This is a genomic window from Rhizobium beringeri (genome assembly GCF_004306515.1).
Taxonomy (GTDB): Bacteria; Pseudomonadota; Alphaproteobacteria; order Rhizobiales; family Rhizobiaceae; genus Rhizobium; species Rhizobium beringeri.
Window position 1 is genome coordinate 1432803 of sequence record NZ_SILG01000001.1, and the last position, 20360, is coordinate 1453162.

At 61.0% G+C, this 20360-nt stretch carries 24 protein-coding genes and 1 pseudogene; 14 read left to right on the forward strand and 11 right to left on the reverse strand.

The window, feature by feature from the left end:
* The first annotated feature begins 3 nt into the window (after positions 1-3).
* The 9 genes from rpmD to ELH03_RS07380 all read left to right on the forward strand — a co-directional run bounded on the left by rpmD (position 4) and on the right by ELH03_RS07380 (position 6199).
* Positions 4-213 (forward strand): 50S ribosomal protein L30, encoded by a 210-nt coding sequence (gene rpmD / locus ELH03_RS07340; protein ID WP_003547566.1) that lies wholly within the window; start codon positions 4-6, stop codon positions 211-213.
* Positions 214-229: 16 nt separating this feature from the next.
* On the forward strand, positions 230-706 hold the full coding sequence (rplO, locus tag ELH03_RS07345; RefSeq protein ID WP_003547567.1) for a 50S ribosomal protein L15: 477 nt from the start codon (positions 230-232) through the stop codon (positions 704-706).
* 234 nt (positions 707-940) lie between these two features.
* Positions 941-2281 (forward strand): preprotein translocase subunit SecY, encoded by a 1341-nt coding sequence (gene secY, locus ELH03_RS07350; RefSeq protein WP_018241644.1) that lies wholly within the window; start codon positions 941-943, stop codon positions 2279-2281.
* Positions 2278-2928, forward strand: a complete 651-nt coding sequence (locus ELH03_RS07355; protein ID WP_017963910.1) for an adenylate kinase — start codon at positions 2278-2280, stop codon at positions 2926-2928. Before secY ends, ELH03_RS07355 begins: the two co-directional genes overlap by 4 nt.
* Positions 2929-3150: 222 nt before the next feature.
* Positions 3151-3519, forward strand: a complete 369-nt coding sequence (rpsM, locus tag ELH03_RS07360) for a 30S ribosomal protein S13 (RefSeq protein WP_003573772.1) — start codon at positions 3151-3153, stop codon at positions 3517-3519.
* 133 nt (positions 3520-3652) lie between these two features.
* A complete protein-coding gene (gene rpsK, locus ELH03_RS07365; RefSeq protein WP_003547577.1) occupies positions 3653-4042 on the forward strand; it encodes a 30S ribosomal protein S11 in 390 nt (129 codons plus the stop codon).
* Positions 4043-4139: 97 nt separating this feature from the next.
* The gene (locus ELH03_RS07370; protein WP_003547579.1) at positions 4140-5150 is read left to right on the forward strand and encodes a DNA-directed RNA polymerase subunit alpha; all 1011 of its coding nucleotides are present in this window, start codon (positions 4140-4142) and stop codon (positions 5148-5150) included.
* Between the two features lie 123 nt (positions 5151-5273).
* Positions 5274-5696, forward strand: coding sequence for a 50S ribosomal protein L17 (gene rplQ / locus ELH03_RS07375; RefSeq protein WP_003558556.1), 423 nt, complete (start codon positions 5274-5276; stop codon positions 5694-5696).
* A gap of 83 nt (positions 5697-5779) precedes the next feature.
* A complete protein-coding gene (locus tag ELH03_RS07380) occupies positions 5780-6199 on the forward strand; it encodes a ribosomal maturation YjgA family protein (protein ID WP_128405223.1) in 420 nt (139 codons plus the stop codon).
* Between the two features lie 109 nt (positions 6200-6308).
* Here the strand turns inward: ELH03_RS07380 and msrQ are convergent, their stop codons facing one another.
* Positions 6309-6965, reverse strand: coding sequence for a protein-methionine-sulfoxide reductase heme-binding subunit MsrQ (gene msrQ / locus ELH03_RS07385; RefSeq protein ID WP_115156938.1), 657 nt, complete (start codon positions 6963-6965; stop codon positions 6309-6311).
* Positions 6965-7912, reverse strand: a complete 948-nt coding sequence (msrP, locus tag ELH03_RS07390) for a protein-methionine-sulfoxide reductase catalytic subunit MsrP (protein ID WP_128405225.1) — start codon at positions 7910-7912, stop codon at positions 6965-6967. The genes msrQ and msrP overlap by 1 nt, the downstream gene beginning before the upstream one ends.
* A 335-nt stretch (positions 7913-8247) precedes the next feature.
* Between msrP and ilvD the strand changes: the two genes are divergently transcribed.
* Positions 8248-10086 carry a dihydroxy-acid dehydratase gene (gene ilvD / locus ELH03_RS07395; protein WP_128411707.1) on the forward strand — a complete coding sequence of 613 codons (1839 nt, stop codon included), beginning with the start codon at positions 8248-8250 and terminating at the stop codon, positions 10084-10086.
* A gap of 170 nt (positions 10087-10256) precedes the next feature.
* Here the strand turns inward: ilvD and ELH03_RS07400 are convergent, their stop codons facing one another.
* Positions 10257-10610: a lysozyme inhibitor LprI family protein gene (locus ELH03_RS07400; protein WP_130658783.1), complete on the reverse strand. Its 354-nt coding sequence runs from the start codon at positions 10608-10610 to the stop codon at positions 10257-10259.
* 23 nt (positions 10611-10633) lie between these two features.
* Positions 10634-11014 carry a YkvA family protein gene (locus tag ELH03_RS07405; protein ID WP_128411705.1) on the reverse strand — a complete coding sequence of 127 codons (381 nt, stop codon included), beginning with the start codon at positions 11012-11014 and terminating at the stop codon, positions 10634-10636.
* Between the two features lie 256 nt (positions 11015-11270).
* Here ELH03_RS07405 and ELH03_RS07410 point away from each other — a divergent pair, with 256 nt between their 5' ends.
* Both ELH03_RS07410 and ELH03_RS07415 read left to right on the forward strand, forming a co-directional pair.
* Entirely contained in the window at positions 11271-12674 is a 1404-nt protein-coding gene (locus ELH03_RS07410) for a DegQ family serine endoprotease (RefSeq protein ID WP_130658785.1), read from the forward strand.
* A complete protein-coding gene (locus tag ELH03_RS07415; protein WP_130766212.1) occupies positions 12671-13987 on the forward strand; it encodes a replication-associated recombination protein A in 1317 nt (438 codons plus the stop codon). Before ELH03_RS07410 ends, ELH03_RS07415 begins: the two co-directional genes overlap by 4 nt.
* 14 nt (positions 13988-14001) lie before the next feature.
* Here ELH03_RS07415 and ELH03_RS07420 read toward each other — a convergent pair whose 3' ends face one another.
* The 5 genes and pseudogenes from ELH03_RS07420 to ELH03_RS37310 all read right to left on the reverse strand — a co-directional run bounded on the left by ELH03_RS07420 (position 14002) and on the right by ELH03_RS37310 (position 16102).
* Positions 14002-14310 carry a DUF1883 domain-containing protein gene (locus ELH03_RS07420; RefSeq protein ID WP_130658787.1) on the reverse strand — a complete coding sequence of 103 codons (309 nt, stop codon included), beginning with the start codon at positions 14308-14310 and terminating at the stop codon, positions 14002-14004.
* A 132-nt stretch (positions 14311-14442) separates the two neighbouring features.
* Positions 14443-14705, reverse strand: a pseudogene (locus ELH03_RS37865) (hypothetical protein).
* A gap of 26 nt (positions 14706-14731) precedes the next feature.
* Positions 14732-14938 (reverse strand): hypothetical protein, encoded by a 207-nt coding sequence (locus ELH03_RS07430; protein WP_128405203.1) that lies wholly within the window; start codon positions 14936-14938, stop codon positions 14732-14734.
* 35 nt (positions 14939-14973) lie between these two features.
* Complete coding sequence (gene dapA / locus ELH03_RS07435; RefSeq protein WP_130766213.1) at positions 14974-15948, reverse strand: 4-hydroxy-tetrahydrodipicolinate synthase; 975 nt, start codon at positions 15946-15948, stop codon at positions 14974-14976.
* 7 nt (positions 15949-15955) lie between these two features.
* Complete coding sequence (locus tag ELH03_RS37310; protein WP_164902198.1) at positions 15956-16102, reverse strand: hypothetical protein; 147 nt, start codon at positions 16100-16102, stop codon at positions 15956-15958.
* Between the two features lie 147 nt (positions 16103-16249).
* On the opposite strand from ELH03_RS37310, the gene ELH03_RS07440 reads away from it, so the two are divergent.
* Positions 16250-17245: an alpha/beta fold hydrolase gene (locus ELH03_RS07440; RefSeq protein ID WP_197729986.1), complete on the forward strand. Its 996-nt coding sequence runs from the start codon at positions 16250-16252 to the stop codon at positions 17243-17245.
* Between the two features lie 42 nt (positions 17246-17287).
* Here the strand turns inward: ELH03_RS07440 and ELH03_RS07445 are convergent, their stop codons facing one another.
* Positions 17288-18292: a ketopantoate reductase family protein gene (locus ELH03_RS07445; protein WP_128410342.1), complete on the reverse strand. Its 1005-nt coding sequence runs from the start codon at positions 18290-18292 to the stop codon at positions 17288-17290.
* Positions 18293-18440: 148 nt separating this feature from the next.
* Positions 18441-19292, reverse strand: coding sequence for an oxidoreductase (locus ELH03_RS07450; protein WP_128405199.1), 852 nt, complete (start codon positions 19290-19292; stop codon positions 18441-18443).
* Positions 19293-19418: 126 nt separating this feature from the next.
* Here ELH03_RS07450 and ELH03_RS07455 point away from each other — a divergent pair, with 126 nt between their 5' ends.
* Positions 19419-20306, forward strand: coding sequence for a LysR family transcriptional regulator (locus ELH03_RS07455; RefSeq protein WP_128405198.1), 888 nt, complete (start codon positions 19419-19421; stop codon positions 20304-20306).
* Positions 20307-20360 lie beyond the last annotated feature (54 nt).

Sequence of the window (20360 nt, forward strand, 5' to 3'; positions counted from 1 at the left end):
CAGATGGCCAAGGCTACCAAGAAGGCTGAAGCGAAGACTGTCACGATCGAACAGATCGGCAGCCCGATCCGCCGTCCGGACGTCCAGCAGCGCACGCTGATCGGTCTCGGACTGAACAAGATGCACCGTCGCCGCACGCTGGAGGATACTCCTTCGGTTCGTGGCATGATCCGTGCTGTCCAGCATCTCGTTCGCGTCGTCGACGAGAAGTGAGACGGAGGAAACGCTCATGAAACTCAATGAAATTAAGGACAACGAAGGCTCGACCCACAGCCGCAAGCGCCTCGGCCGCGGTATCGGTTCGGGCTCGGGCAAGACAGGTGGTCGCGGCGTAAAGGGTCAGAAGTCCCGCTCGGGCGTCGCCATCAACGGCTTCGAAGGCGGCCAGATGCCGATCTATCGTCGCCTGCCGAAGCGCGGCTTCAACAACATTTTCGCTTCCGATTTTGTTGTCGTGTCGCTGGCCCGTATCCAGACGGCGATCGACGCCGGCAAGCTCGATGCCAAGACGACCGTTGACGCAGCTGCCCTCAAGGCTGCTGGTGTCATCCGCCGCGTCAAGGACGGCGTTCGCGTTCTCGCCGACGGCGAGATCAAGGCCAAGATCACCATCGTCGTTGCAGGTGCCTCCAAGCCTGCCGTCGAGAAGATCGAAAAGGCCGGCGGTACCGTGACGCTGCTTTCGGCTCCGGCTGCAGCCGAATAAATAATCTGATGATATATCGCCCGGGGTGCTTCACACCGGGCGATTTTGCTCCCATATGTGGGCCTCACAAAAACTTGGCTGGCGCGCCCGCGTCATGCCGGTAAGACTCGAAAACAAGGGTGAGGCAAGGGGTTGCGCCGCAATCCGTCCTGAGCCCGGTTTTGAATAATTTCATACTGATTCCGGGTCCGGTCTGTCCCCAGAGACGCCGGAATTGGTAGCGCGGAGAAACGCATGGCTTCTGCAGCGGAACAATTGGCATCCAACCTCAATTTTTCGACCTTCGCCAAAGCCGAGGATTTGAAGAAGCGCCTGTGGTTCACACTGGCAGCTCTCCTCGTCTACCGACTCGGCACGCATATTCCGCTTCCGGGTCTCAATCCCGAAGCCTATGCCCAGGCTTTCCGTGGCCAGTCAGGCGGCATTCTCGGCCTTTTCAACATGTTCTCGGGCGGCGCTGTTCAGCGCATGGCGATCTTCGCGCTCGGCATCATGCCCTATATCTCCGCTTCGATCATCGTGCAGCTCATGACCTCGGTCGTGCCCGCGCTAGAAAACCTCAAGAAGGAAGGCGAGCAGGGCCGTAAGATCATCAACCAGTATACCCGCTATGGTACCGTCATCCTCGGTGCGCTTCAGGCCTATGGCATTGCCGCCGGCCTTGAAAGCGGCCAGGGTCTCGTCGTCGAGCCGGGCTGGTTCTTCCGTGTTTCCACCGTTCTGACGCTGCTCGGCGGCACGATGTTCCTGATGTGGCTCGGCGAGCAGATCACCTCGCGCGGCATCGGCAACGGCATCTCGCTGATCATTTTCGCCGGCATCGCCGCCGGCCTTCCCACAGCTCTTGCCGGCACGCTCGAACTCGGCCGCACCGGTGCGTTGTCGACCTTCCTCATTCTGCTCGTCATCATCGTCGCGATCGCCGTCATCGGCATCATCGTCTTCGTCGAGCGCGCCCAGCGCCGGCTGCTGATTCAGTATCCGAAGCGTCAGGTTGGTAATCGGATGTTCCAGGGCGATACCTCGCACCTGCCGCTGAAGCTCAACACTTCAGGTGTCATTCCGGCGATCTTCGCGTCGTCGCTGCTGCTGCTGCCGGCAACGGTCGCGGGTTTCGCCAACACCACGGCAATGCCTTCCTGGGCGACATCGATCGTCGCCGCCCTCGGCCATGGCCAGCCGCTCTACATGGTGCTGTACGGCGCGCTGATCGCCTTCTTCGCCTTCTTCTATACGGCCATCGTCTTCAATCCGAAGGACACGGCCGACAATTTGAAGAAGCATGGCGGCTTCATTCCCGGCATCCGTCCGGGCGAGCGCACCGCCGAATATATCGACTACGTGCTGACCCGCATTACGGTGATCGGCGCGATCTATCTCGTCTTCGTCTGCATTCTCCCAGAGATTCTGGTGTCGCAAACCGGCATTCCATTAGCCCTTGGTGGGACTTCGCTTTTGATCGTGGTTAGCGTAACTCTTGATACCGTTGCACAGATCCAGGGTCACCTGATCGCGCAGCAATACGAAGGCCTGATCAAGAAATCGAAGTTGCGTGGAGGAAAGAGGGGGCGATGAGACTTATCCTTTTGGGGCCGCCGGGCGCGGGTAAGGGAACCCAGGCCCAGCGGATCGTGGAAAAGCACGGCATTCCGCAGCTTTCCACGGGGGACATGCTGCGTGCAGCGGTTAACGCCGGCACGGATGTCGGCAAGCGCGCGAAGGCGGTTATGGACGCCGGCAAGCTCGTCTCGGATGAGATCGTCATTGCCATCGTTTCAGAGCGCATCGATCAACCCGATTGCGCCAACGGCTTCATTCTCGACGGCTTCCCCAGGACGCTCGTCCAGGCTGATGCCACCGAGGCGATGCTGAAGGCAAAGGGTCTCGGCCTCTCTGTCGTCATTGAATTTCGTGTCGATGATGACGAGTTGATCCGACGTGTTGCCGGTCGCTACTCCTGTGCACAGTGTGGCAGCGTCTATCACGATACCGATAAGGTTCCGGCTGCTGAGGGCGTCTGCGACAAGTGCGGTTCGACGCACTTCAAGCGCCGTCCCGATGACACCCCGGAGACCATGACGGCTCGGCTGCAGGTCTACTACAAGGAAACCTCGCCGCTGATCGGCTATTACCATGCCAAGGGCAAGCTCAAGTCCGTGGACGGCATGGCAGAGATCGATCAGGTGACGGCCGAGGTCGAAAGCATTCTTTCCAAGCTTTAAGGCTTTGAAAATAAACTTGGCGGAACGGTTGCTTTTCAGCAGTGATTCCGCTAAACACCGCGCCAACTCGCGACATTCCATGCGATCGGCGCGGATTTCCCAGGGAAGTCCGGGTGCGGTCGTTTTGACATGTTACGGACGTAAATCTGAACGGGCGGTTCTCAAGAGCCGCATAACGAAGCCCACTTGCCGGATGGCAACTGGAATGCAAGGAGAACAGGCGTGGCACGTATCGCTGGCGTCAACATCCCGACTGCGAAGCGCGTTGTTATCGCGCTGACCTACATTCACGGGATCGGTCCGAAATTCGCACAGGAAATCGTCGAAAAGGTCGGTATCCCGGCCGAACGTCGTGTGCATCAGCTGACGGACGCAGAAGTCCTTCAGATCCGCGAAGCCATCGACCGCGACTATCAGGTTGAAGGCGATCTTCGTCGTGATACCGCGATGAACATCAAGCGTCTGATGGACCTCGGCTGCTACCGCGGCCTGCGTCATCGCCGCGGCCTTCCGGTTCGCGGTCAGCGCACGCACACCAATGCCCGCACCCGCAAGGGTCCGGCAAAGGCAATCGCTGGCAAGAAGAAGTAATTTCCGGGAAACCGGGGTGGGGAGGCTGGCGGTCTGCGCCGGCCTCTTTTGAGTTTGGAGCGGGACCATATAGGCGCCGTTCCGGTGTAGCCGCTGGCATTACGGCGGTGAAGAGATCAACGAAAGGAATACCATGGCTAAGGAAGCCGTCCGCGTTCGCCGTCGCGAGCGCAAGAACATCTCGTCGGGTGTCGCTCACGTCAACTCGACCTTCAACAACACGATGATCACCATCACCGACGCGCAGGGCAATGCGATCGCCTGGTCGTCGGCTGGCGCCAAGGGCTTCAAGGGCTCGCGCAAGTCGACCCCGTTCGCCGCCCAGATCGCTGCCGAAGACTGCGCCAAGAAGGCCCAGGAGCACGGCATGAAGTCGCTGGAAGTCGAAGTTTGCGGTCCGGGTTCGGGTCGTGAATCGGCTCTGCGCGCGCTCCAGGCTGCAGGTTTCATGATCACGTCCATCCGCGACGTGACCCCGATCCCGCACAATGGCTGCCGTCCGCGCAAGAAGCGCCGCGTCTGATCATCGCTCTCGTCACCGGTGAGCGCCTTCGCGCTCCCGGTGGTTTTCAAGCTCGGTTGCCACGATTGGATGGTGGCAACGAACGGAAGGCAAACTCATGATTCAGAAGAACTGGCAGGAACTGATCAAGCCGAATAAGGTGGAGTTCTCTTCGAGCTCGCGCACCAGGGCGACGCTTGTTGCCGAACCGCTGGAGCGCGGCTTCGGCCTCACCCTCGGCAACGCGCTTCGTCGCGTTCTGCTCTCCTCGCTGCGCGGTGCTGCCGTCACGGCGGTGCAGATCGACGGCGTGCTGCATGAATTCTCCTCGATTCCGGGCGTCCGCGAAGACGTGACGGACATCGTGCTCAACATCAAGGAAATCGCCATCAAGATGGATGGCGACGACGCAAAGCGCATGGTCGTGCGTAAGCAGGGCCCTGGCGTTGTCACGGCTGGCGACATTCAGACGGTCGGCGATATCGAAATCCTCAACCCCGAGCATGTCATCTGCACGCTCGACGAGGGTGCCGAGATCCGCATGGAATTCACCGTCAACAACGGCAAGGGCTACGTTCCGGCCGAACGCAATCGTGCGGAAGATGCTCCGATCGGTCTCATCCCGGTCGACAGCCTCTATTCGCCGGTCAAGAAGGTGTCCTACAAGGTTGAAAATACCCGCGAAGGACAGGTTCTCGACTACGACAAGCTGAACATGACCATCGAAACCGATGGCTCGATCACCGGCGAAGACGCCGTCGCTTTTGCGGCGCGCATTCTCCAGGATCAGCTTGGCGTCTTCGTCAACTTCGACGAGCCGCAGAAGGAAACCGAAGAGGAAGCAGTCACCGAACTCGCTTTCAACCCGGCTCTCCTGAAGAAGGTGGACGAACTCGAACTGTCGGTCCGTTCGGCAAACTGCCTGAAGAACGACAACATCGTCTACATCGGCGACCTCATTCAGAAGACCGAAGCAGAAATGCTCCGCACACCGAATTTTGGTCGCAAGTCGCTGAACGAAATCAAGGAAGTTCTCGCTTCCATGGGCCTGCACCTCGGCATGGAAGTGCCGGCATGGCCGCCCGAGAACATCGAAGATCTCGCCAAGCGTTACGAAGACCAATACTGAGAAAACAAAAGGCAGGCTCTTTCGGCTGCCTTTCCCCGTCAAACAGCAGGCCGATCGCCTGCATGTGCCAGGAAACGGCAGGCCCACTTAGCGTAAGGGCACCTGCATTAAAGGAGAATAGCAATGCGCCATGGTAAAGCCGGCCGCAAGCTGAATAGAACTGCAAGCCACCGCAAGGCGATGTTCGCCAACATGGCGGCTTCGCTGATTACCCACGAGCAGATCGTCACGACCCTGCCGAAGGCCAAGGAAATCCGTCCGATCGTCGAGAAGCTCGTCACCCTCGGCAAGCGCGGCGACCTGCACGCTCGCCGTCAGGCGATCTCGCAGATCCGCGATGCCGCTGTCGTCTCGAAGCTGTTCGACACGATCGCAACGCGCTACGCCACCCGCAACGGCGGCTACCTGCGCATCATGAAGGCCGGCTTCCGCCAAGGCGACAATGCCGCCATGGCTGTGATCGAATTCGTGGACCGCGATGCCTATGCCAAGGGCGCAGCCGACAAGGCCCGCGTCGCTGCCGAAGAGCAGGCTGTCGCCGCTTAATCTTCCGCTCCGGCGGAAACAGAACAGCCGGGCTGCAAAGCCCGGCTGTTTTTGTTTCTGATATAGTGACGGGACCGGCTCCATTGCGCAAAATCATTCAGACTCGCTCTCCGCAGCTCCTTCGTCTGGCCGCCCTGTTTCTCGTTATCGTTCTCGGGCTGGTGCTCCGCAGATTTGGCTATGCGGCCGATCTGCCTTTTATCGTCGTCAAATATGGTGGATCGGCACTCTGGGGAGCGATGGTCTATCTGCTCGTGGCGCTCTTTGTCGTGAGGTCACGGCCGGCAGCAATTGCTGTCACGGCGCTGTTCATAGCGATCTCAGTGGAATTGTTCCGGCTTTATCACACGCCCTGGCTCGACGCCTTTCGGCTGACTACGGCGGGCGCCCTGCTGCTTGGCCGGGTATTTTCGCTTTGGAACATGCTGGCTTATGCAATCGGCATAGCTGCGGCCTGCGCCTTCGATCCCGCACGTCGGGCTGCATTGCGTGCTCGCCGCTAGAGCGCCGCGCGTCTTTTCAGACGCGCTAAGGACGCTCTATCACTTTGAATCTGCGCATAACCCCGAAAATCGATTCCGATTTTCGGGGTTATGCGCTAAACCTGCCGTCTCACGAAACAGACGCTACTGCGCGATTGCGCGTCCGCCCTTTGCCCTTCTGCCTGTTGCGTGCGATCGGCCGGTAGGAGCGGTAGAGGATGAGCGCGATGATCAGCCCGACATAGATATATTGCTCGAGGTCGAGGATCTTGGTCGAGAGCGCGAAGTGCAACGCCCCGCAGGCGGCGATGATATAGACGAGGCGATGTAGCCAGATCCAGTTCTTGCCGAGGCGGCGGATCGAGAGATTGTTGGATGTCAGCGCCAGCGGAATGAGCATCGCAAGCCCGGCCATGCCGAACATGATGAAGGGGCGCTTCAGTACGTCGTTGATGACGGCGGAAATATCCATCGCCTGGTCAAGCACCATGTAGACGGTGAAATGCATCAGCGCGTAGTAGAAAGTCAGCAGGCCAAGCGCGCGGCGATAGCGCAGATAGTTCCAGCCGAAGAGCTCACGGGCAGGGGAAACGGCAAGGGTCAGGATTAGGAAACGGATCGTCCAGATGCCGAGGAAGAGCTCGAAGGTCTTGACTGGATCGGCGCCGAGCTGATCGGTCGCTCCGAGATAGAAAGTCCAGGCCGCAGGCACGAGCCCGACGACATAAAGCAGCCAGACGGAGGCGGGTTGCCAGCGCTTCGGGATGGCGAGCGACAGTTCCGCCATCAGAAATTCGCCTTCAGGTCCATGCCGGCATAAAGGCTTGCCACCTCGTCGGCATAACCGTTGAAGGGCAGGGTGGGGTGGCGGCTGGCGCCGAAGAAGCCGCTTTCGCCGATGCGCCGTTCGCTCGCCTGGCTCCAGCGGGGATGGTCGACCGCTGGATTGACGTTGGCGTAGAAGCCGTATTCCTGCGGATTGGTGACCTGCCAGGTATTCTTGGGCTGCTGGTCGGTGAGTGTGATCCTGACGATCGATTTGATGCCCTTGAAGCCGTATTTCCACGGCACGACGAGCCGGATCGGCGCGCCGTTCTGGTTCGGCAGCGTTTCGCCATAGAGCCCGACGGCAAGCAACGTCAGCGGATGGCGCGCCTCGTCCAGGCGCAGACCCTCGACATAGGGCCAGTCGAGCGACTGGAAGAAGCCTTTCTGCCCAGGCATCTCCTCCGGCCGCACGACAGTTTCGAAGGCGACGTATTTGGCGCTGCCGAGTGGCTCCACCTTGTCGAGCAGCGATGCCAGCGGAAAGCCGTCCCAGGGGATGACCATTGACCAGGCCTCGACGCAGCGCATCCGGTAGGTGCGCTCCTCGATCGGGAATTCCTTCATCAGCGCCTCGAGGTCGAAGGTACCTGGCTTGTTGACCATGCCGTCGACCTTGACCGTCCAGGGCAGCGGCTTGAAATCGCCGGAAAGTGCTGCGGGATCGCCCTTGTCGAGGCCGAACTCATAGAAATTATTGTAGGTCGTGACGTCCTTGATCGGCGTCGCCTTCTCGTCGACCTTGTATTTGCTCTCAACGGCGGAGAGGGCCGCAGCGCTCGCCTTGCCGGCGCTGTAGAGCGCCATGGCGCCAAGTGCTGCCGCGCCGAGGAATTCACGACGGCGCACATAGATCTGGCGTGGCGTGATCTCTGATGACGCGATCTTCGGTGGGCGATAGCTTGGCATGTCGAAATCTCCTGGGCGGATTTCTGCAATATAGTCTTTAAACGACCCGCCCGCATGTTCGGATGAGTGTCTAAGCCTTGAATATCACAGAGGTGAAGCCAATTTTTTGTGTTCGGCCGTGATGGAATAGGCTGTAACGAAACGTCGCGCCGTAGCGTATATGATCGATGGGCCTCCTGGCGCTTGGCCCATGGCGTACCGGATTTGGCCTTCACGGTAGTGACAGCCCCCGTCGATTGGATTAGGACAATTCCAAAAAGCAGCGTTTGCCCGGCCTGCAGGCTCCATGCCGCCCGGCTTCGCCTGATAATTCCGACACGTTGAGGAAGACACCGATGCCAGTTTACCGTTCCAGAACCACGACCCATGGCCGCAACATGGCGGGCGCCCGCGGCCTTTGGCGCGCCACGGGCATGAAGGATTCGGATTTCGGCAAGCCGATCATCGCGGTGGTGAATTCCTTCACCCAGTTCGTGCCCGGTCACGTGCACCTGAAGGACCTCGGCCAGCTCGTTGCCCGCGAGATCGAGGCGGCTGGCGGTGTCGCCAAGGAATTCAACACGATCGCCGTCGATGACGGCATCGCCATGGGTCATGACGGCATGCTTTATTCGCTGCCCTCGCGCGAGCTCATCGCCGACAGCGTCGAATACATGGTCAATGCCCATTGCGCCGACGCCATGGTCTGCATCTCCAACTGCGACAAGATCACTCCCGGCATGCTGATGGCGTCGCTGCGCCTCAATATCCCGACGGTCTTCGTCTCGGGCGGTCCGATGGAAGCCGGTAAGGTCGTGATGCACGGCAAGACGCATGCACTCGACCTCGTCGACGCCATGGTTGCCGCAGCCGATGACAAGATCAGCGACGAGGACGTCCAGACCATCGAACGCTCGGCCTGTCCGACCTGTGGTTCCTGCTCCGGCATGTTCACGGCCAATTCGATGAACTGCCTGACGGAAGCCCTCGGCCTGTCGCTGCCCGGCAACGGCTCGACGCTTGCCACCCATCTCGACCGCAAGCGCCTCTTCGTGGAGGCCGGTCATCTTATTGTCGATCTCGCCCGCCGTTATTACGAGCAGGATGACGTCAAGGCGCTGCCGCGTACCATTGCCTCCAAGCAGGCCTTCGAGAATGCCATGACGCTCGATATCGCCATGGGCGGTTCCACCAATACGGTCCTGCACATTCTTGCCGCCGCCCATGAAGGCGAGATCGATTTCACTATGGCCGATATCGACGCGCTGTCGCGCCGCGTGCCGTGCCTGTCGAAGGTCGCCCCCGCCAAGAGCGATGTTCATATGGAAGACGTCCATCGCGCCGGCGGCATCATGTCGATCCTCGGCGAACTCGACAAGGGCGGTCTCTTGAATCGCGATTGCCCGACCGTGCATGCAGAAACGCTGGGCGACGCGATCGATCGCTGGGATATCACCCGCACCAACAGCGAAACTGTCCGTAAATTCTATCGTGCCGCCCCGGGTGGCATTCCCACCCAGGTCGCCTTCAGCCAGGAGGCCCGCTGGGACGAACTCGACACCGACCGCGAAAACGGCGTCATTCGCTCGGTCGAGCATCCTTTCTCCAAGGATGGTGGTCTTGCCGTGCTCAAGGGCAACCTTGCGATCGACGGCTGCATCGTCAAGACCGCTGGCGTCGATGAATCGATCCTGAAATTCTCCGGCCCCGCCCGCGTCTTCGAAAGCCAGGATGCCTCCGTTAAGGCGATCCTTGCCAACGAGGTCAAGGCCGGCGACGTCGTCGTCATCCGCTACGAAGGCCCGAAGGGCGGCCCGGGCATGCAGGAAATGCTCTATCCGACCAGCTATCTGAAGTCGAAGGGCCTCGGCAAGGCCTGCGCGCTCATCACCGACGGCCGCTTCTCCGGCGGCACCTCCGGCCTCTCGATCGGCCATGCCTCGCCGGAAGCGGCAAATGGCGGCACGATCGGCCTGGTGCGCGAAGGTGACATGATCGACATCGACATCCCCAACCGCACCATCAGCCTGCGTGTCAGCGAGACCGAACTCGCCGCACGCCGCGCCGAGCAGGACGCCAAGGGCTGGTATCCCACAGAAGTGCGCAAGCGCAACGTCACGACCGCCCTGAAGGCCTACGCGGCCTTTGCAACGAGCGCTGATCGCGGCGCCGTGCGCGATCTGAACGCCCGCTGAACAGCTTCAGCCTACGACCCGCTGATTAAGAGTCAGCGGCTCTACCGACCGGTCGCTTCAGAGCATGATGCCGAAAAGTGTGAGCGGTTTTCGGACGACATCATGCTCTCACTCTATAATGTAGAACAGGATTCAGATTTTAGGCCGACCCGGCCTAAAATCATCCTGTTCTAGAGCGGCCGGTTGATGTTTTTATAAGTCTCGCCGAGCTGCTTCAGCCGCTCGTCATAGGTAGCCTTGATGCAGGCCGCATCCGCCCCGCATTCCTGCCGTTTCTTCAGCCAGGTTGTCTGTTCGTCCTGCAATGTTCCGCGCGAACCCATCGCCAGCAGGCCGGAGAGCAGCTCGAAGGTCGTCACCATCTTCACGTCGGCATCGTTGAGCGCACGGTTGTCGCAGATCGCTTTTTCATCCGGCTTCAATTCCTTAGCATCGCAATCGAAGCTTGCTGCCTGTGCCAGGTGCGATGCAATGAGCAGGATCGCAAAGCCGAGGGCCGCTGTCGTCGTTCTTGTCGTGATCATTCATATGTTCCTATTGCCGCCGGTCAGGCGAGCTTGCGCAGTGCCAGAGCCAGGAAGATGATGCAGATGAGCCATACGGCAAGGATGAAGATCAGTCCGACCCGGCCAGAGGGACGCTCGATGCGCCTTGTCGCCTCCGTGCGAAGCTCGTTCATCACCTCTGCCGGAACGAGCCGGATCGCCAGCATGATGCCGAGCGGCAAGATGAGGAGATCGTCGAGATAGCCGAGGATGGGAATGAAATCGGGGATGAGATCGATGGGCGACAGCGCGTAGGCGGCAACGGCGCCGGCCACGACTTTGGCATGCCACGGCACGCGGGGATCGCGGGCTGCAAGCCATAGGGCCACGATGTCACGCTTCAGTGACTTCGCCCAGTTTTTGGCTTTTGATATCAGCTGCATGGCCAATCTTCCTGAATCAAATTCATAATGACTTCAACCGGTTTCCAAGACGTCCCCTTGCCTTGTTCTTCCATGCTTCCGCCCTCTTTCCTTTCTAGCGTCGGGCCGCAGAACAGGATGATTTTAGGCCGGTCGGCCTAAAATCTGAATCCTGTTCACAATTAAATAGTTAGAGCATGATGTCGTCCGAAAACCGCTCACACTTTTCGGCATCATGCTCTAAAACGTTCCTCAAGAGGATTCAAAAGGGATACCCATGCAAGGCCTGTTCAAGCGCGCCTCCGTCTCGCTATTCGCTCTCATGCTCGTTCTGCCGGCTGCGGCCCATGCGCAGACGGCAAAGACCGTACCCGAGAGCCAGATGCAGATGCAGCTCTCCTTCGCGCCGCTCGTCAAACAGACGTCAGGCGCCGTCGTCAACGTCTATGCGGAAAAGATCGTTCAGCGGCAGTCGCCCTTTGCAGGCGACCCTTTCTTCGAGCAGTTTTTCGGCCAGCAGATGCCGAACCGTTCGGAGAAGCAGTCATCGCTCGGTTCCGGCGTCATCGTTGAGGCGAACGGCACTGTCGTGACCAACAATCACGTCGTCGAAGGCGCCGATGACATCAAGATTGCGCTGTCGGATGGCCGCGAGTTCCCCTGCAAGGTGGTGCTGCGCGACGACCGTGTCGATCTCGCCGTGCTGAAGATCGACACCAAGGAAAGCTTCCCGACATTGCCGATCGGCAATTCCGACACGGTCGAGGTCGGCGATCTCGTGCTGGCGATCGGCAACCCCTTCGGCGTCGGCCAGACGGTGACCAGCGGTATCGTCTCAGCACTTGCCCGCAACCAGGTGGTCAGGAACGAATTCGGCTTCTTCATCCAGACCGATGCCTCGATCAATCCCGGCAATTCCGGCGGCGCATTGATGAACATGAAGGGCGAACTGATCGGCATCAACACGGCGATCTTCTCGCGCGGCGGCGGCTCGAACGGTATCGGTTTCGCCATCCCTGCCAATCTGGTCAAGGTTTTCCTCACTTCTGCCGATGCCGGCGTCAAATCCTTCGAACGGCCCTATGTCGGCGCGAGCTTCGATGCCGTGACCTCGGAAGTGGCTGAGGCGCTGGGGCTGAACAAGGCCCGCGGCGCGCTCGTCGTCAAGGTTTCGGAAGGCGGGCCGGCGGCCAAGGCCGGGCTAAAGGCCGGAGAAATCGTCACCGCCGTCGACGGAATTTCCGTCGAACATCCGGATGCGCTGCTCTACCGCCTGACGACGGCGGGTCTCGGCAAATCGGTCAACCTCACCGTCGTCGAGAATGGCCGCGAGGAGCAACTGCCGCTGACGCTCGCCCGTGCCCCGGAAACCTCGCCGCGCGACCAGCGCACGATCGGCGGGCATACGCCGTTTACCGGCGCCGTCGTCGAGAACCTGTCGCCCCGGGTCGCCGACGAGCTGCGCATGCCGCCGGAATCGGCAGGCGTCGTCGTATCCGAGGTGAAGGACGATTCGCCTGCTGCCCGTCTCGGCTTCGAACCGAAGGATATCATCGTCTCGATCAACGGCACGGATGTGAAGTCGACCAGCGAACTGTCTCAGATCGCCGATAGCGACCCCGGCCTCTGGCGGGTCGAGATAGAGCGCGACGGCCAGCGCATCCGGCAATTTTTCCGATGAGCAACGATCTCTTCGCGCCGCGTGTTCCGGAGGAGGTCGCTGCCAGGCGGCCGCTTGCCGACCGGCTGCGGCCGAAGACGCTTGCCGATGTCACCGGTCAGGAACACCTGACCGGTGAGGATGGCGTGCTGAAAAGGATGATCGAAAACGGTTCGCTCGGCTCGATGATCTTCTGGGGTCCGCCCGGCACCGGCAAGACCACGGTGGCACGGCTGCTTTCGGGCGAGGCGGGCCTGGCCTTCGAGCAGATATCGGCGATCTTCTCCGGCGTCGCCGATCTGAAGAAGGTGTTCGAGACAGCCCGTTTGCGGCGTATGGACGGCCGTCAGACGCTGCTCTTCGTCGATGAGATCCATCGTTTCAACCGCGCTCAGCAGGACAGTTTCCTGCCCGTCATGGAAGATGGCACCGTCATCCTCGTCGGCGCCACCACCGAGAACCCATCCTTCGAGCTCAACGCCGCTCTGCTGTCACGGGCCCGTGTGCTCACCTTCAAGTCGCATGACGAGGAGAGCCTCGAGGAACTACTGAAGCGTGCCGAGGCGATCGAGCAGAAGCCGCTGCCGTTGACGGAGGATGCCCGCGTCAGCCTGATCCGCATGGCCGACGGCGACGGCCGCGCGGTGCTGACGCTCGCCGAAGAAGTCTGGCGTGCGGCGCGCGAAGGCGAGAGCTTCGACACGGAAGGCCTGACGCGCATCGTCCAGCGCCGTGCCCCGGTCTACGACAAGGCGCAGGATGGCCACTACAATCTGATCTCGGCGCTGCATAAATCCGTACGCGGCTCGGATCCCGATGCCGCGCTCTACTATCTCGCCCGTATGTTCGATGCCGGCGAGGATCCGCTCTATCTCGGCCGGCGGCTGGTGCGCATGGCGGTGGAGGATATCGGTCTTGCCGACCCGCAGGCGCTGGTGATCTGCAATGCCGCCAAGGATGCCTATGAGTATCTCGGCTCGCCGGAAGGTGAACTGGCGCTGGCCCAGGCCTGCGTCTATCTCGCCACCGCGCCGAAGTCGAATGCCGTCTACACCGCCTTCAAGGCGGCAAGCCAGGCGGCAAAGCAGAACGGCTCGTTGCTGCCGCCGAAGCATATCCTCAATGCGCCGACCAAGCTGATGAAGGGCGAGGGGTACGGCGAGGGTTATCGCTACGATCACGATGAGCCGGATGCCTTTTCCGGCCAGGATTATTTCCCGGAGAAGATGGGCCGCCAGATCTTCTACGATCCGCCGGAACGCGGCTTCGAGCGCGATATCCGCAAGCGGCTGGAATGGTGGGCGAAGCTTCGCAAGGAGCGCAATCCGCGCTGAAACCTGGCGAAACGTCAGGAGGCGCGGGGCGTCTTCTGATTTGCCGGGGCGGCGATCACCTTGACGGACGATTCCGCCAGCCCGTGGTGACCTTCCATATCAACGACGACATGCCAGTGGCCGCTTTCCGGAACGGCGATCTTGACCGGTGATTTGCGTGCCACGCCGCCGATATATTTGAAATCGAGAACCTCGGTGAATCGCTGGAAATTCGGCGCCGTCATCAGGCGGACATTGTTCACCGCATTCAACGACACCTCGATGATCGTTCCGGCGCGTTGTTCCTTGAGATCGTAATGGGTGAAGCGGAAATTCGGTTTCATCGGTCTCGCGGCGTCTGAAGTCTCTGCGCCAGGATTTTACCAGCATGCCGGTTAAGGAAAAGTTGGAAATCGGCTCTTCAGCTTACGTCTTCGTGCTCCCGCCGGGTGAAAACGGCGGGAGCACGGTAAGATTTAGTGCATATTCGCGGTACCGCGCGCAAAGGGCGCGAATTCGAGCACCATGCCTGCGGCCGCCCTATGGATATCAGCCGGGGGGCAGTTGCATTCCCCTGCAGCGAAATGGAGGGCGGCCGCCTCATTGATGAAGAGCCCGCCGACGAGGCCATCGCGATCGTGGACGATCCAGCGGCCGCTTCTGTCGCGGCCGACGGTGAGCGGGCAGAAGGCGAGGGCGCTGCAGAAGGCAGGCTGCGGCGTTGCTGTGCGTTTGCCATTGTGATGATCCTTCGGTCCTGATGGTTCAGCGGGAGATGAGGTTGAAGGTCATCTGCACCAGCCCGGCACAGGCCATCGCTGCCGCAAGGCGGGGCGCAATGGCGGCAAGGCCGGAGAGCATCGGATAGGAGGGATCGGCGGCGAAGGTGCTGAGGTGGCTGCGTTGCAGCGGGTCGCTCTCGGCACTCGGTTCAGTCCGGTATGACATCGGTTTGTCCTTTCGAAGTCTCACGCAACCGCCGCTCGATGGTGCGGCGGTGTCACACCTCAAAAGATAAGCCAGGGCGGATAGGGTTTCCATTTGGCGTCCAAGACAAAAATATAAAGGGATAGCGTCGAGCCCGCGCTGCTTTCGTCAAGGAAAGGCGCAAGCGCCGCGCCGATGGCCAAACACAGATCCGGCTCGGCGGCGACAAGCGGAAGGCGAAGCTCGGCCTTCAGCCCGCGCACCAGCCGCAGTGCACACTTGATCCTCGCCGGATCGCCCTCCGGCCCGAGCGCTGATATCAGTGGCAGCAACCGGTCCTGCAGCGAATGCGCGGCCGAAAGGTTCCCGGCCCGGGCCGCCTGCTGCATCGAGGTGAAGAGCCGCGGCACCACATTGGCGCCTGACGAGATCATGCCGTCGCCGCCGGCGATGGTGAAGGCGAGCGCGGAAGGATCGTGCCCGGAAAAGAAGCGGAAGCGCTGCCGCAGGATGGCCGAAAGGCCGACGAAGCGAGCGATGTCGCCCGAGGCGTCGCGGATGCCAAAGATTCCCGGGATGGAGGCCAGTCTGCCAAGCGTTTCCGTCGAAAGATCGCTCGCCGTCTGCGCCGGCGCATGGTCGACGATGACAGGCAGTCCGCTCGCCGCCGCCACCTGCTCGAAGTGGTGTACGATGCCTTTCTGCCCAGGCTTGGGATAATAGGGCACGGTGACGAGTGCTGCAGCGGCGCCGAGCGCTTCCGCCTCACGGGTGAGCGCGATCGTGCTTTCGGTGGAATTGGTGCCGGTGGCGGCGATGACGGGGACGCGGCCGGCCGCAGACCGATTGCTGAGGTTGATCACCTCGGCGCGTTCCTGCGGCGAAAGCGTCGGGCCTTCCCCCGTTGTCGAGCCGACGACTAGCCCGTCGACGCCGCCGAGGATCTGCCATTCCACAAGCGCCCGAAGCGCCGACCTGTCGAGGTCGCCATTGTAGAACGGCGTGACAAGGGCGGTGATCGCACCGGCAAGACGCGGCATTCTCGCCGTTTCCATAGTGACCTCAGAGCACGCCGAGAACGACATAGAGTTCGACGCAGGCGAGCACTACGCCGAAGACCATCAGCGCCTGGGCGGTGCGCTTCTCACGCATCTGCCGGCTGCCGTGGGTGATCCTGTATGGACGAGGGGGCCGAAAACCGAAGGACATGACATTTCGCATGGCATTTGACCTTTGCAGTGATGGCGAAAGGCTACTGCCGCTTGCGATAGGAAATCCATTCGGGGCGGGGCACGAAAATATAGGAATGGCATAAAGGCCGATGCGAGAAATTTCGAAGCGCGGTGTCGGAAAAGCATGATCGCCGCCGTCCTTGCGGTATCGACGCAAACACGGAGCAAGGACATGTCGAAAATGACGCTGATTTCGATGATCGCAACGGCTGCCGCATTCCTGGCCGCGCCCGATATATCAGGTGCTGACGGTGGCACGCCGGCGAGCGAGGACAACAAGGCCGTAGCGCCGATCGTCAGGAAGGGAAGCGTGCCGGTCAACGGCATCGATTATTATTACGAGATCCGTGGAGAGGGCGAACCGCTGCTGCTCCTTCACGGCGGCCTTGGGCAGATCGAGATGTTCGCGCCCGTCATGCCTGTTTTCACCGACCACCGGCAGGTGATTGCCGTCGATCTGCAGGGCCATGGCCGCACCCCGCTCGGTAAGCGGCCGATCGAGCTTCCGGCCATCGGCGCCGATCTCGCGATCCTGGTGAAGCAACTCGGCTACGACGAGCTCGACGTCTTCGGTTATTCCTTCGGCGGCGGGGTGGCGCTGAACATGGCGGCGAATGCACCTGACCGGGTGCGCCGGCTGGTGATACTCTCGGCGCCCTATGCGCAGAACGGCTTCTTCCCGGAGATGCTGCCGCAGCAGGCGGCCGTCGGCGCCGGTATGGCCGACATGATGAAGGACACGCCGATGTTCCTCTCCTACAAGGCGGTGGCGCCTGACGTTTCCGAATTTCCGAAGCTGCTCGACGCCATGGGCGCACTGATGCGCGAACCCATCGACTATAGCGATGCCGTCGCCAAGCTCACCATGCCGGTTATGCTGATCTATGGCGATGCCGATATGATCCGGCCCGAGCATATGGTCGACTTCTACCACAAGCTCGGCGGCGGTCTGCGCGATGCGGGCTGGATGCGGGAAAACATGTCGAAGAACCGGCTGGCGATCCTGCCCGATCTCACCCACTACGAGACTTTCGCCTCGCCCCTTATGGCGAATATGGCAATGACCTTCCTCGATGGCGGCGGCAAGGCGCCGAACTGGGCCGAGCAGGTCGGAAAGTAAGTGAAGGCGGCCGGGCTTTCCCGGCCGCCTTTCCCTCTGCGATCAGCTGCCGCGCTGGTTTTCCCGATCCAATTGCGTCACCAGCGCCAGGATCGTTTCCGAGACCGGCGTCGGCACGGCACTCAGGCGTCCGAGCGCCACCACCATGCCGACCAGCGGCGTGATTTCGAGCGCCTTGCCGCCGATCAGATCCTGCAGCATCGACGTGCGTACGGCGCCGATATGGCGCGATTGTTCGAGCCGCTGCTCGACGGTCATGCTGAAACGCGCGCCCAAGGCCTCGCCGACGGCGCGGACCTCGTTCATCACCTTGCCGACTGTGGTCGAAAGTGCTGGATCTGCCATAATGTCGGTCATCAGCGCCCTGGTCAGCGCGCTGATCGGGTTGAAGGCGGTATTGCCCATCAGCTTGCTCCAGATCTCGTCGCGGATAACAGGCGTGGTCGTGATGTTGAGGCCGGCGTCGGTCAGTACCGCGGCGATCGCCTCGAGATCGGGCGAGATCTCGCCCGAGGGCTCGCCGAGCACGAAGCGGCCGTTGTTGGCAAGCTGGATCTCACCGGGATTGATCACCTCTGCGCCTTGATAAGCGACGCAGCCGATGACCCGTTCCGGCCCGATCAGCCGCCAAAGCCTGCCGCCGGGATCGAGCTCGTCGAACTGCAGCTCGGCATGCCGGCTCTGGGTATCGCGGTGAAAATACCACCACGGAATGCCGTTAAGGATCATGACGACGCGGGTACCTTCCTTAAGGAGGCTTGTAATGCCTTCGGCAGCGGGTGCCAGCTGATGCCCCTTGAGGCCGGTAATGACGAGATCCTGCGGCGGCAATGTCTTGGGATCGTCGGTCGCGATGAGGCGGACATTGAGCGGCTTTTCCGCATTGGCTTCGCGCAGGCTGAGACCGTTGTCGCGGATGGCGTCGAGATGGGCTCCACGCGCGACGACGGAGATGGTGGCGTCGTTTCCGGCTTGGCTCGCAAGCTTGACGGCGATAGCGCCGCCGAGTGCGCCAGCGCCATAGATGCAGATGGACTTGATGGACATGCTCGCCTCTTCATGGTGGTGATCGAACCTAGATCTAGGTCATTCCCGGCGTGAGGCGAATGCTAATTTGCCGCATCATGCGTTTTCCTGCGGTCACAGCGGCGCTGCCGCCGCATCCCGAGATCTGGGATGCGGCGGGCAGTGCCCTTCAGGCCAAGTCCGTTGCATCGCTTGGAAAATCCGTGGACAGAGCGAGCTCGCGCCAAGCGGCAAGTTCCTTTTCGACGCTGGCATGCTGCTGCTCGATGACGGCCACCGTGTCGCTGCCGAACGGCATCCGCAGCGGCGGATTGGCCGAGTTGACCATCGTCATGATGCCGGTGGCGAGCCTGGCGGGATTGCCGGGCTGGGCATGGTTGGCGTCGGCGGCGAAACTGCGCATGTTGCCGGCCGGCGTGCCTTCGTAATCGGCGATGGAGGCCGGGCTGATCGCCAACGACGTGTCGGCGAGGAAGTCGGTGCGGAAGAAGCCGGGCTCGACGATCGTCACCTTGATGCCGAAAGGTTCGAGTTCGGCGGCCATCGATTCGGACAGGCCTTCGACAGCGAACTTCGTCGAGCCGTAGACGCCCCAGCCGGGATAGCCGAAGTAACCGCCGATCGAGGAAAAGTTCAGGATGTGGCCGGAGCGCTGGCGGCGCATATAGGGCAGCACGGCGCGCGTCACCTTCAGGAGCCCGAAGACGTTCGTGGCATAGAGCCTTTCGATCTCTTCGGCAGTTGCTTCCTCGACAGCGCCGAGCAGGCCGTAGCCGGCATTGTTGGCGAGAACATCGATGCGGCCGAAGCGGGCGATGCCGGCAGCCGCAGCCTCTTTCGCCTGCGTCTCGTTGGTGACGTCGAGGGCGACGGCAAGTAGGTTCGGATGATCACCGAACTGCTCGGTCACGGTCTTCGGGTTGCGGGCGGTGGCGATGACGGCATCGCCTGATGCAAGGGCTTCCTTGGTCATCAGCGCGCCGAAGCCGCGGGATGCACCAGTGATGAACCAGACTTTCATGACGAATTCCTCTCGATAACTGTTCGGTTGGCGTCGCATCTCTTTGCTGACGGGTTGAATTTGACCGAAAATCTGTTGCTGTATAAGATTTGTTATTCTTGAAACTATGATGAGTGAATTTCAGTAATGAGAGCCACCGAACTGTCCGAACTTGCGGCCTTCGCGGCTGTCGCGCGGCATAAGAGCTTCCGCAAGGCGGGTGAGGAGCGGGGCGTCACCGCTTCCGCAATCAGTCATGCCGTGCTCAATCTCGAAGACCGGATCGGCGTTCGCCTGCTCAACCGCACGACGCGCAGCGTCTCGCTGACCGAGGCCGGCGAACTCCTGGTCTCGCATCTCGATCCGGCCTTCGGCGAGATGGCAGCAGCGCTCGATGCCCTGAACCGCTACCGCGATACGCCGTTCGGCAAGGTGAGGATTAATGTGCCGAACTCGATCGGCCCCTTCGTCATCGGCCGCATCATCGGCCCGTTGCTCAAAAGCAATCCCCATTTGCAGCTGGAGATCAACGCGACCGACAGGCTGGTCGATATCGTCGAGGAGGGCTTCGATGCCGGCATCCGCTTCGGCGAGCGCGTCACCGAGGGCATGATCGCGCTGCGCATCAAGCCGCGCATCCGCTTGGTCGTCGTCGGTTCGCCCGCCTATTTCGAGACCCGGCCGAAGCCGACGATACCCCACGAACTCAAGCGCCATCTCTGCATTCAGAACATGTTTCCGTCAGGTGCGCGCTATGCATGGGAATTCGAGAAGGATGGCCAGACCGTCAGCTTTCAGCCGACCGGACCGCTGTCGCTCGACGACCACGAACTGATGATGCAAGCAGCACTCGGCGGTGTCGGCCTTGCCTATATCTGGGAGCCGCGCGTGGAGAAGGCGATCGCCAGCGGCGAACTGATTAAGGTGCTGGACGACTGGTCCCAGCCGGAGGAACCGCTCTATCTCTATTATCCGAGCCGTCGCCACATGTCGGCAGGCTTCAGAGCAGTCATCGACGCGATGAGAGCCGAGTAAAAAGGTCGGGATTCGCATCCGTCACCCTTTTGACTCCGACGCGTGAACTGGCCA